This is a genomic window from Microbispora sp. NPDC046933, from assembly GCF_040644635.1.
Classification (GTDB): Bacteria; Actinomycetota; Actinomycetes; order Streptosporangiales; family Streptosporangiaceae; genus Microbispora.
In genome coordinates, this window is record NZ_JBEYWW010000025.1 from 73,564 (window position 1) to 85,625 (window position 12,062).

The following is a 12,062-nucleotide window of genomic DNA, read 5'->3' on the forward strand; positions in this document are numbered from 1 at the left end:
TGAGGACGATGTGACCCGCCCGGCACGCCCATAGGTTGGGGAAATGATCCATCAGGGGCCGATCGCGAAGCCGGCGCCGCTCCTGCGGGCCGTGGCGCGAGCGCTGCTGCGGGCGGTGGTCACCGGTACGGCCGACCCGCCGCCGCCCGGGCCACGGCGTGGGCAGGTGCGGGTGCCGTGGCCGCGCGGCAGGCGGGGCGCCACCCTGGACCTCGTCCGGATCGGCGACGCGGCCCTGGCGTTCGTGGCGTTCGCGGGCGGAGTCGCGTACATGGAGGGCCCCGCGGCCGCCGCGCGGTGGCCGCACGACGAGGCGTACCTCGTGATCATGTCAGCGGCCTTCTCGCTGCCGCTGGTGCTGCGCCACCGGTGGCCGCTGGCGGCCTGGCGGTACGCGCTGCTGGCGCTCCCGGCCGGCGCGGCGGTCGTCGGCGCGTTCCTCAGCCCGCCGTACCCGCCGGGCGCGGCGATCTCCTGCCTGCTTGTGGCCTACTCCGTCGCGGTCCGCTGCGACGGCGCGGTCACGGCGGGGGTGTGGCTGGTCTCCTGCCTCGCGGCGGTGGCCGTCGACGTCGGCACCGCGCTCCCCGCGGTGACCGGGATCACCGTCGCCGTGCTGTTCGGCCACAACGTACGGGCGCGGCGGCTGGCGACCGGGAAGCTGGCCGAGGAGGAGCGGCGGGCGGAGGACGCCCTGGCCGAACGGGCGGCGCTGGCCGAACGGGCCAGGATCGCCCGCGAGCTGCACGACCTGGTCGCCCACCACATGTCGGTGATCGCCATTCAGGCCGAGGCGGTCCCGCTGCGGGCGGGGGGCGACGCGGGCCTGCTGACGCAGGGGCTCGCCGAGATCCGCGCGCTGTCGCTGAAAACGCTGGCCGAGATGCGCCAGGTGGTCGGCGTGCTGCGCGGCGCGGAGGACGCGGACACCGCGCCCCAGCCCGGACTCCACCGGCTCGACGAGCTGGTCGCGACCGCGTCCCGCGCCGGGGTGTCCTTGAGGGTGTCCGGCTCGGGCGAGCTGCGCGACCTGCCGGGCACCGTGGGGCTGACGGCATATCGGATCGTGCAGGAGTCATTGAGCAACGCGATGCGGCACGGGTCGGGATCGGACGTCACCGCGGAGCTGGTCCGCGACGGCGACGAGCTGCGAATCCGGGTGGTCAACGACGTGCCCGCCGATCCCGGAGCCACGCCGGTGGGCCTCCCCGAAAAGCGGCCGGGCCACGGGCTGGACGGGATGCGGGAGCGGGTGGAGATGCTCGGCGGCACGTTCCGGGCGGACCGGGTCGGCGCGGAGTTCGTGGTGACCGCGACCCTGCCGATCGGAGGGGGCGCCGGATGACGATCAGGGTGCTCGTCGCCGACGACCAGGGCATGGTGCGGACCGGGTTCACCGTGTTCCTGGGCGCGCAGCCGGACATCGAGGTGGTGGGCGAGGCGGCCGACGGCGAGGAGGCCGTTCGCCGCGTCGCGGAACTCTCGCCCGACGTGGTGCTCATGGACGTCAGGATGCCGGTGCTGGACGGCCTGCAGGCCACCCGGCGGATCCTGTCCTCGGGCGGCCATCCCCCCAAGGTGCTGATCCTGACCACGTTCGACCTGGACGACTACGTGTACGAGGCGCTCCGGGCGGGTGCCAGCGGCTTCCTGCTGAAGGACGCCTCCGCCGGGCAGCTCGCCGAGGCGGTCCGGGTGGTCGCGGCCGGCGAGGCCCTGCTCGCGCCCTCCGTCACCCGGCGGCTGATCTCCGAGTTCGCCCGGCTCGGCCCGAGCCGTCCCCGCGCCACGCTGGACGGGGTCACCGAACGCGAGGCGGAGGTGCTCACCCTGGTCGCCCACGGCCTGTCCAACCAGGAGATCGCCGAACGGCTCGTCCTGTCCGAGCAGACGGTGAAGACCCACGTGGGCCGCATCCTGGCGAAACTCGGCCTCCGCGATCGGGCCCAGGCGATCGTCCACGCGTACGAGACGGGCCTGGTGCGCCCAGGTGAGTGAACCCGGCGCAGCGCCCGAGCGGAGCCCCAAGACGGATCAGAAGCCGGACCGGTTACCCGGCCACGGTCGCGTGGCGGGGCACTAGATCACGTCGGAAAGCGCCGTGTCGAGCGCATCGAGGAAGTAATCGACGCTGGCAGTGCTCACACACAGGGGCGGTTTGATCTTCAGCACGTTCTGCCGGTCACCGGTGGGTTGCACGATGACGCCGAGTTGGAGCAGCCGATCGCACAGTGCCCGGGTCTCTGCTGTGGCCGGTTCCAGCGTGATGCGGTCGCGCACGAGTTCCAGCCCGAGATAGAGGCCGCGCCCGTGTGCTGCGCCGATGAGACTGTGGCGTTCAGAAAGGCGGGCGAATCCTTCGAGGAGTCGCTGCCCCATGACGCGGGCGTTTTCTTGGAGCCCTTCGTCCCTGATGATGTCCAGAACAGTGGTGCCGAGCTTCGCGCTCAGGGTGCTCCCGCCTGCGGAGGAGAAGAAGGTTCCCTGCGCCGCGAGCGACTGGGCGATCTCGGAGCGTGTGATCACCGCCCCGAGCGGGTGGCCGTTGCCCATCGCCTTCGCCACGGTGATGATGTCGGGGACCACTCCGGGATGCTGTTCGAATCCCCAGAAGACGTCGCCCTGGCGGCCGTACCCGACCTGCACTTCGTCGGCGATGCACAGACCACCGTTGGCTCGAATCGCCGCGTAAACATGGAGAAGATAGCCGTCGGGCACCTCGATGGCTCCCGCGTTGCCGTGTCGGGGCTCCGCGATGAACGCCCCGATGGGCGTTCCCTCCGCCGACCACGCCTCGATCTGGCGAACGGCGTCGCGGGCGTAGCGCATCCCCGCGCCGGCGCCACGGTACCGCCCCCGGTAGGCGTTCGGCGCCTCGAGCACGTGGACCCATGACGGCCTTGTCTGTTCGGCAAGCGGGTTGTCCGACACGCTCGTCGAGACGGCGTCGGCGGCGACGGACCACCCGTGGTAGGACTCGCTCACGCAGGCCACGTCCTTCCGGCCCGTGTGCGCGCGGGCAAGGCGAAGGGCGAGGTCGACAGCCTCCGTGCCGCTGTTGACCAGGAGCACCGTGTCGAGCGGGGCCGGCACCGTCTCGAGCAGCCGCTCGCTGAACTCGGCGACGGAGCGATAGTGGAACCGCGAATTCGTGTTCAGCATGCGCCATTGGTCCGCGACCGCTGCCGCGAGCCTGGGGTGACCGTGGCCGAGCGCGGTCACGTTGTTGACCATGTCGAGGTAGTGGCGGCCGTTGGTGTCGATCAGGTACTCGCGCCAGCCCCGCTCAATCTGCGGCGGCCGCAGGTAGTAGTGCCCCTGGAGCGGCGCGTACGCGCGGCCTCGTCGCTCGAGTTCGGCGTTCGGGTCGACTTCCCGATGCTCGCTGCTTCGGGTGAGGAGCTGTGCCGGGTCGAGGAAGACGCTACGCCATCCTGGTGCTTCGCTCGAGCGTACGAACCGTGGAAGCCGCTGCGGCGATCCGGCTCGGTCGGCGGTGACGTACCAGACCTTGATCCGTCCATCGAAGGTCGCGATTCGCCGGCCGGCCTCGACTTCGCCGTGGTGGATCATCCCCCGCGGCTCCCCCTCGATAACGAGTGCGAGGTCGCCTGCTGTGAGTGTGATGACCCGTCCGTCTGCGTCGACGCGCCCCGATACGGGAGCAATGAGTTCGATCGGTGAAGACGAGGCGACATCAACGAACAGTGGGACGTTGACCGGTTCTTCCGGGCCGGGAACGCCGGCGCGAGTAAGGCGAGGCTCGGCGAATCGAGTGACAGCAATCCCCTTCCGGCTTGCGGCCTCGAGTTGCGCGGTCTCGACAAGCTCGGCGTCGCCCAGCCATTCGCCGTTCTCAAGCGTTCGGCTGTCGTAACCGAGCACCACTTCCTGGATTTCGCGGACATCGTGGATGAACGGCAAGGCGTCGCGCCATCCCGCACGTGGTGCGGAGTCGGCGCGGATCGCGGCACGGATGGCCGCCGTCATCACGTCAGCGTCGTGATGGGAGGCTGTCGCGAACACGGCCCACTCGCGCTCCAGCGCGTTGCGGGCGTAGTCGTTCTCAGGGTCGATACTCACCTGCTGCAGCCCGCTCACGACAAGTGCCGCCCCTCGGAGCACGAGCAGCGGCCAGATGACTCCGATCTCCTCTTCCGTGAGATTGATCTTCCGATCGAATGCGGCGATGAGCGGCAGGATGGCGAGCGGTCGAGACGGGTCGTGATGCAGGACGAAACTGCATGCGATCACCAATTCACCGATGCGCCAGCTCTCGACGGCATCTCCGAAGTCGATGATGCCGCTCACTCGGCCCTCGTCATCGATCACGATGTTGTCGTCCGTCAAGTCTCCATGCACGGTCTGCACCGGAAGCTTGTCGGCGACTGCGTTGACCGCTTGGAGCGAGCGCAGCGTCGCGTTCTCGACTGTCGTTCGCCGAGAGTGGTCGCGTACGAAGCCGAGCAGCCCGAAGATCACTTCACCGGCTCGGCGCAGGTCCCACTGGATGGACCGGTTCAACCCCGGGTGAGCGAACCCCGCGAGTGCGAGGCTGACGTCAGCGACGAGCTCACCGATGCTCTCGAGGGTCCGCTCCGACAGGTGCGCCCTCTCGATCAACGGCCTTCCTTCGACCCAGGTGAGAAGCCGCGCGAAATGCCGACCGTCCCGAAGCTCCACCGGTGCCTTGTATCCGCCGTCAGCGGTCCGCACGGGGTGAGGAACGTTCAGTCCACGTTCGCGGAGGCGTCGCATGATTGCGTTCTGGGCGTCGACCACCGCCTCGCTGAAGGCCGAGTTGCTGACTTTGAGCAGCCAGCGCCCGCCATGGCCGTCATCGATGAGGAAGTTCCGGTCCTGTTGGCTGCCGAGCTCGGTCGCGTGCCCTTCGATGCCGAACAGGTCCCTCGCGATCATGTTTGCTTCGGAGGCCGTGACGGCAGGACGCGGAAGCTCCCACGCTTGATTCATTTGCAAACCCCGTTCCACACTACGGATTCAGCATCATAAATGGTCCGTTACAGCTGATTCATCACCCACCCGCGCTCAAGGGTTCATACTGGTCACCATGAGTGCTGAGCGCGCGGGCGCCCGTGATCACGAATACGTTCTCGACGAGATCGATCGGCAACTGCTGACCCTGCTGCAGAAGGACGGACGCCTTGCGTACTCAGAGCTCGGGAACACAACCGGGCTGTCGGCCGGCGCCGTGAGGGCACGCGTGTTGAGGTTGCAAGAAGACGGCATCCTCCAGGTCGTCGGCGTGACCGACCCGCTCCGGCTCGGCTACCGGAACATGGCGATGCTTGCGATCAACGTCGAGGGTGACATCGACGCGACAGCCGATGCGATCGGCGAGGTCGACGGGGTCATCTACGTCATCCTGGCGGCAGGGTCGGTGGATCTGCTCGTCGAAGTGATCGCCACCAGCTCAGACGAGCTCTACGAGATCATCAACCGCCGGCTCCGGACGATCCCCGGAGTGCGGACCGTCGAGACGTTCATGTACTACCGCATTCACACCCACCGCTTCGCGTGGGGCGTCGTACCCGACTGAGCACTCATTCCGGCGTTGCGCTCGGGGCAACGACGTCGAGCAGGCTCCCGAGGGCCATGCGCCTGCCGAGTACCCGCTCAGCCGCGCGGTGACCGGAAAGAAGTGCCCCGTGCACCGTTGCCGGATCGACGCTCCAGGTCGCTTCCCCCGCGAGGTGCAGCACTCCCCCGACCGGGGTCGCCATCGCATCGTGGTCCGCGTGTGAGGCGCCCGCCGCGATGTAGGAGTAGGAGCCACGAGCGAACTCATCCGATCCCCAACGAGTGATCCAGTGGCCGACCGGTTCGGGGACCGCATCTCCGTAGATCCGCCGAAGAGACGCAAGCACTGAGGTGACGATCTCCTCGTCGCTCATCGTCTCGATCCGCCGGCCCCACCGGCCGCCGGCGAACGTCAACAGCATGGGCCTGCCGCTGAGGGCGGACACGTCGTACCAAGAGTGCCAGGGAACGCTCGCCGCGCCGAGCTGGCGAATCGCGTAGACACCGTCCGGCCAGAACCGCTCGGGGAACTGCAGGAAGACCTTGTTGAACACTCCCATCCCGATACGGTCGACGGAGGAGGACACGGGTTCTGGCAACTCGGGCGTAAAGGTGATCGCCCCCGCCTTGAGCACCCCCAGCGGCACTGTGACCACGGCGTTCGCCGCTTCGAACGACTCGGTTTCCGTCTCGACGCGCACGCCTGAGGCCGACCAGCTGACGGCCTTCACGGCATGCCCGAGGCGTATGTCCAGGCCCTCGGCAAGGGCACGCGGGAGCGCGTCGTACCCGTCCGGGAAGAGGACTTCGTCCCCATCGATGGTGTCCTCGTCGAGGCCGTGGGCGGCGACGTCGTCGATGAATGCTCCGCACTGCTCCTCAATGCGATGCCGGTAGAACTCCCGGACACGCGCCTTGCGCTCCGGGTCCCATTCGAGTGCCGAGAGTGCGCGCTCAGTGGCCTGCGCGTAGTTCGCGCCACGTTCCGATGCCGCAACAGCCGCCTGAAGCCGCCGGTCAGCCGCTTCGACATCGGCTACCCAGCGGCTCGCGGCCTGCTCGTCAAGCAAGCCGTACTGCTCGTCGTAGTTCGCCATCGGACGCCCGCCTGCCTGGAAGCTTCCGACGGTGGACTCGACCGTCCTCATGCCGACCGCGGCGACGAGCTCCGTCAGGGGATTTCCGACCAGACCGTGGATCCACGACGCGCCGCGATCCACCGAGAAGCCCGCAGTCCGGTCGGTCCACATCCGTCCGCCGACGCGATCACGCGCCTCGAGGACGACCACACGCCGACCCGCGCCGTGCAGCAGGCGCGCCGTGGCGACACCTGCGATACCGGCACCTACCACGATGGTGTCGATCATGTTCTATTCCATTCGCATCAAGGTTGACGACATGGCGGGACGCTCCGCCCAGGGGTCTGGGCCGGCGTCGCCGGGTCGGGTTGCGAACTGGTCGAGCACGCCTTCTTCTCCCACCCATGGAAGTTCTGGTCCTGTCGGCTGCCGAGCTCGGTTGCGCGCCCTTCGATGCCGAACAGGTCCCTCGCGACCACGTTCGCTTCGCGAGCCGTGACGGCAGGACGCGACAGCTCCAACGCTCGATTCCTCTGCAGGGCCAGCTTTCTACTAATGATTCATCATCGTATAGGGTTCCTCACAGCCGATTCATCACCTTATGGCTATCAGCGTGACCACACCAGCCACGCCGGCGCCCACTCGCCGGCCCGCGGCGGGCCGTCGCCCGGTGAACCGTTGTCCGGCGGGCCGGCGTCCTCCCCCACCTGGCGCTGCCCGGTTGAGTGCGGCGGCGCGGTTCAGCCCTGCTGTTGGTTCAAGGTCTTCTCAAGGGTTCGCAGCGCCGCGACACACTGTGCCCGGGTCGGGTTTCCGGCGCGCAGCGCGGTCAGCGCCCCGTCGATCGCGTTGTCCAAGGCGTGCCAGTCCCGCGGGGAGCGAGGCTTGAGGCCTGCCTCTGCGGCGTCCCAGGCCACCTCAAGGTCTTTGATCCGCGTTTTCGCGCCGACGAGGTCGCCCTTGACGGTCAACGCGTTGACGTCGTCGATGATGACCGCGAAAGAGGACAGATCCCCAAGCGTGGCCGACACCACCTGCCGTGCCTTCGTAGCCCCCGCCGCTGTCGAGTCCCCTGCTGCCGTGCCAGGGGAGTCAGCGGATCCGGTCACCGCCACGCCTGACCCGGGAGTCTGGCCGGCGGCTCCGACCGACAACCAGCTGCCGATCCCGACGACGGCGGCGATGCCGGCGGCAGCCCACATCAGGTCCGACGGCCGGCCCAGGCTCGCCCGGCCCGACTTGCCCCCGGCATCCGCAGAGTGTGCGCCCGCGCGGCGGGCCCTGGTTGTGGCCGCCTGCTCGCGCGCGACAAGCACGACGATGACGGCGAAGAACAACACGCTGGTCCGGGTGGCGCCGAGACCCGCACCACCGAGCGAGTGGTCCTGGGTGAGCAGATCACCGACCGCGGCGCCCAGCGGGCGGGTCAGGATGTAGGCGGCCCAGAACGCGGCCACCTGCCAGGCCTCGATCCGCCACAGCACCAGCGTGACGAGGAAGGCGCCGCCGAAGATCAGCGCACCGTTGCGGAACCCGAGGCTCAACGCCTCGGTGGACAGGTCGCCGGCCGCGGTGCCCAACGCGAAGGTGGTCAGGATGGCGCCCCAGTAGAACGCCTCCCGCCGGGGCGTGTTGATCGCCGTGATCGACAGAGTCATCTCCTGCCGGTACCAGACGGTGAAAACCACGGCGAGGAGCGCCGCGAACAGCGCCGTGCTGACGTACAGACTGACCCCGAGGGTGTCGGTGAGGAAGTCGGTGATCTGCGTTCCCGAGATGCTCACCAGCACCACGGACAGCCAGTAGATCCACGGGGTGTACCGGCGGGTGGAGGCCTGCAGCACCAGGGCCGCTGCCAGGACGACGAACACCAAACCATCGGTCACCACCGGGCCCAGCCCGACATTGACCGACAGGTAGTCCGCGAACGTCTCCCCGACCGTCGTCGAAAGGATCTTGATGACCCAGAAGGTCGCGGTGACCAGGGGCACCTTGTTCGTCATTTGTCGCAGCCGACGGGGAGCAGAGGTGGCTACCATGCGCACGCTCCAGACAGGAAAAGGGGACCAGTGAGTGGAAGCCCCTCGTGTTTCTCCGGTGAGGCAACGGTAGGAGGGCGATGATTAACGCCCGCTTAGCGCGAGATAAGCCGAGTTCTTACCCGAAGGGTGCCGTTCAGGCCGGCGCCGGCAGTCGCCGGCGGTCGAGGAGAGCCACTCCCAGGGCACACCCGCACCCCAGCGCCACGAAGGCCGTCCACGGCAGCCACCTGTACGTGGATTCCCACATCAGACCGGTGAGCAGGTTGCCCAGGGCGGTCGCGACACCGGACACGGTCGAATAGAGGCCGTAGTGCGTGGCGACGAGACGTCCACGCGACAGCCGTACGATGACGTCCATCTCGAACGGGCAGATCAGCATCGTCCCCACGGCCAGCAGGGCCGCGCCGGCCAACATCGGCAGCATCGCGAGATGTTCGGCCACCTCCTCGTTGAGGACGGAGGGCACGACGGGCTGCGGAAACGCGACCAGAGGCACGAACGCCAGCGCCATCACCACGAGACCGGCCGCCAGGCAGCGCGGCGGCGACCACCGCTTCGCCGCCCACACACCCACCCGTTCCTGCAACGCGATCGCCAGCACCGCCGACAGCGCGAACAGTTCGCCCATCCCGAAGTCCTGTTCGGGCCCGAGCGTGCGGCCCATGACCAGCGGCACCGTGACGTAGATCTGGAACGGCAGCAGGTACGACCCGGCCATGGCGAGGGAGAACACGACGAAGTGGCGGTCCCGCAGGACCCGCCGCCATCCGGCGCGGTCCTCCCTGGGGGCCGTGGCGGCGACGGCGGGAAGCGCGACCGCCTGGACCATGGCGAGGACGGCGAACACCGCGGCGGCGACGAGCGCGACCAGGCGGAAGTCCAGCGCGGCCAGCGCCAGCCCGGCCAGCGGGCCGAGCAGCAGCCCGGCCTGCCCGGCCACGTTGAAACGGCCGAACAGGATGGTCCTGCGGTCACCGGCGACCGTCGCCAGCATGGTGCGTATCCCCGGGTCGAACAGCGCGCCCGCGAAACCGGTCGCCGCCGAGGCCAGCACCAGCGCCGGCACCCTGTCGGCGAACGCGAGCAGCCCGAACCCCGCGGACCTCAGCGCGCACCCGGTCACGACGGCGGCTCGGCACCCGAACCGGTCGGCCAGATGCCCGCCGACCAGCGCCAGCCCGCGCTGGCTCGCGTTGCGGATCCCGAGGATCAGTCCCACCGCCGACGCGGTCAGGCCGAGGCCGTGCGTGAGGTGCCCCGCGAGGTAGGGCATCAGCAGGGTGAAGCCGAACTTGATCGAGAACTGGCTGGTCAGCAGGAGCCGGACGAGATTGATGTCACTCATGGTGACGAGCAGGCTACTCATTGCTCGGTTAGCGTCCCGCTTACCTTCGCGGGGCCACCATGGGCGGATGAGGTCGTTGCGCAGCCGTCTGCTCACCACGATCACGGGCGTGGCCGTGCTGGCCGTCTCCCTGTTCGCGGTGCCGCTGGCCGTGGCCGTCACCCGGCTCTACCACGACGGAGCGATCGAGTCACTGGAAATGGAGGCGACGTGGGTGGCCTCCACCTTCTCCGGCCCCGCCCCGGTTTCGCTCCCCACCGGTCTTCCCCGCGATATGACCATCGGCGTCTACACCACAGACGGACGGCGGCTCCTCGGATCGGGCCCTGCCCGCTCGCCGCTCAGGGAGGGTGTCGAGGGGGACGTCCTCACCGCCACCGCGCCCATCCCATCCGACGAGACGCCGAGAGTGGTGAGGATCGCCACCTCGTACGACACGGTGGCCGGCAAGACGCACATCGCTTGGCTCATCATGGCCGGGCTGGCCGTACTCGTGATCGGGTTGGCCGCCGCTTTCGCACGTCGTCAGTCGGCGAGGCTCGCCGCGCCGCTGGAGGATCTGACGCGCTCCGCACAGGCCCTCGGCGACGGCGACTTCACCATCCGGGCAGCGCGATCCAATGTGCGGGAGGCCGACCAGGCCGGGCTCGCGCTGGAAGCCACCGCCCGCAGGCTGGGTGACGTACTCGATCGCGAGCGCGCCTTCAGCGCCAACGTCTCCCACCAGCTCCGCACCCAGCTCACCGGGATGATGCTCGGGCTGGAGGCGGCCCTGGCCCGCCCGGACGCCGCCCTCGCCGACGCCGTTCACACCGCACTCGGGCGAGGCGAGCGGCTGCAGACCGTGATCGACGACCTCGTACGGCTCACTCGTGACAACCGGACCGGGTCGGCGCCGCTCGACGTACCCGCCGTGCTCGACGAAGTCAGGGAGTGCTGGCAGGGCCCGCTCGCCGCCCAGGGACGCCGGCTGACGGTCAGCGTGCCGGATGACCTGCCCCCCGTCGCCGCCTCCGCCGCGGCGGTGCGGCAGATCCTGCGCGTGCTGCTCGACAACGCCTTGGTCCACGGTGAGGGCGAGGTCACCGTCGAGGCGGCGGACCTCGCCGACGGCATCGCGATCGAGGTCGCCGACCGCGGGCCGGGAGTCCCCGAGGGTGTGGACGTGTTCGCGCGGCGCGCGGCCGACGGGCACGGCATCGGCCTGGCGCTGGCCCGCTCGCTGGCCGAGGCCGAGGCGGGCCGCCTGGTCCTGCGCAGGACCGTTCCGCCGGTCTTCAGCCTTCTGCTGTCTCCGGCAGCTCGTAACGGTAGCCCCGTCCCCGTACCGTAGCGATCCGCTGCGGATCCTCGCCGTGATCGATGAGTTTGCGGCGGAGCGCGAACACGTGCACGTCGAGCGTCTTGGTCGGCCCGAACCAGTTGACGTCCCACACCTCGTCCATCAACTCCTCGCGGGAGACGACCTCACCGGCGCGGGCCGCCAGCGCGGCCAGCAGGTCGAACTCCTTGGGCCGCAGCGCCACCTCGTCGCCCGCGACGTACGCCCTGCGAGCCGGCAGGTCGAGACTGAGCCGCCCCACCTTCAAGGTCCGGTCGTCGTCCCGGGGCGTCGCCTGCCGACGCAAGTGGGCTCGAATCCTGGCCAGCAGCTCGGTCAGCCGGAACGGCTTGGTCAGATAATCGTCCGCTCCCGCGTCGAGCGCCACGACCACCTCGAACTCCTCGGTGCGCGCCGTCAGCACCACGATCACCGACTGCGGCACAACCGCACGCAACCGGCGGCACACGGTGACACCGTCATCGTCCGGCAGCCCCAAGTCCAGCAGCACCAGATCGGGCATGACCGCCCTGCCCAGATCGATCGCCTTCGCCCCCGTGGTCGCGAGGTCGGTCCGATAGCCCGCGACGGTCAGCGCCGCCTCCAGCTCCGGCCCGATCACCGGATCGTCCTCCACCACAAGCACCCGCGCCATGCACTCAGCCTCTCACCGACTCGGCCGTCGTCAGGCGCCGACGAGCTGGGTGGCAGTGTCACCTACCTATGAGTAACTG

General features: G+C 69.2%; 9 protein-coding genes. 4 read left to right on the forward strand and 5 right to left on the reverse strand.

What is annotated here, in order from left to right; genetic code table 11:
- Positions 1-43 precede the first annotated feature (43 nt).
- On the forward strand, positions 44-1,345 hold the full coding sequence (locus tag ABZ857_RS29600; RefSeq protein ID WP_357049001.1) for a histidine kinase: 1,302 nt from the start codon (positions 44-46) through the stop codon (positions 1,343-1,345).
- Positions 1,342-1,998, forward strand: coding sequence for a response regulator transcription factor (locus tag ABZ857_RS29605; protein WP_357049004.1), 657 nt, complete (start codon positions 1,342-1,344; stop codon positions 1,996-1,998). The genes ABZ857_RS29600 and ABZ857_RS29605 overlap by 4 nt, the downstream gene beginning before the upstream one ends.
- Positions 1,999-2,079: 81 nt before the next feature.
- Here the strand turns inward: ABZ857_RS29605 and ABZ857_RS29610 are convergent, their stop codons facing one another.
- Positions 2,080-4,974 (reverse strand): aminotransferase, encoded by a 2,895-nt coding sequence (locus tag ABZ857_RS29610; RefSeq protein WP_357049008.1) that lies wholly within the window; start codon positions 4,972-4,974, stop codon positions 2,080-2,082.
- A 97-nt stretch (positions 4,975-5,071) separates the two neighbouring features.
- Between ABZ857_RS29610 and ABZ857_RS29615 the strand changes: the two genes are divergently transcribed.
- Positions 5,072-5,560: an Lrp/AsnC family transcriptional regulator gene (locus ABZ857_RS29615; RefSeq protein ID WP_357049011.1), complete on the forward strand. Its 489-nt coding sequence runs from the start codon at positions 5,072-5,074 to the stop codon at positions 5,558-5,560.
- 4 nt (positions 5,561-5,564) lie between these two features.
- Here ABZ857_RS29615 and ABZ857_RS29620 read toward each other — a convergent pair whose 3' ends face one another.
- The 3 genes from ABZ857_RS29620 to ABZ857_RS29630 form a co-directional block, all read right to left on the reverse strand.
- On the reverse strand, positions 5,565-6,908 hold the full coding sequence (locus ABZ857_RS29620) for an FAD-dependent oxidoreductase (RefSeq protein ID WP_357049014.1): 1,344 nt from the start codon (positions 6,906-6,908) through the stop codon (positions 5,565-5,567).
- Between the two features lie 452 nt (positions 6,909-7,360).
- Entirely contained in the window at positions 7,361-8,611 is a 1,251-nt protein-coding gene (locus ABZ857_RS29625) for a hypothetical protein (RefSeq protein ID WP_357049017.1), read from the reverse strand.
- Between the two features lie 184 nt (positions 8,612-8,795).
- Positions 8,796-10,007, reverse strand: coding sequence for an MFS transporter (locus ABZ857_RS29630; protein WP_357049020.1), 1,212 nt, complete (start codon positions 10,005-10,007; stop codon positions 8,796-8,798).
- Between the two features lie 67 nt (positions 10,008-10,074).
- Between ABZ857_RS29630 and ABZ857_RS29635 the strand changes: the two genes are divergently transcribed.
- Positions 10,075-11,340: a HAMP domain-containing sensor histidine kinase gene (locus tag ABZ857_RS29635; RefSeq protein WP_357049023.1), complete on the forward strand. Its 1,266-nt coding sequence runs from the start codon at positions 10,075-10,077 to the stop codon at positions 11,338-11,340.
- Here the strand turns inward: ABZ857_RS29635 and ABZ857_RS29640 are convergent.
- Positions 11,285-11,983: a response regulator transcription factor gene (locus tag ABZ857_RS29640; RefSeq protein ID WP_357049026.1), complete on the reverse strand. Its 699-nt coding sequence runs from the start codon at positions 11,981-11,983 to the stop codon at positions 11,285-11,287. The two genes, ABZ857_RS29635 and ABZ857_RS29640, sit on opposite strands and share 56 nt — an antisense overlap.
- Positions 11,984-12,062 lie beyond the last annotated feature (79 nt).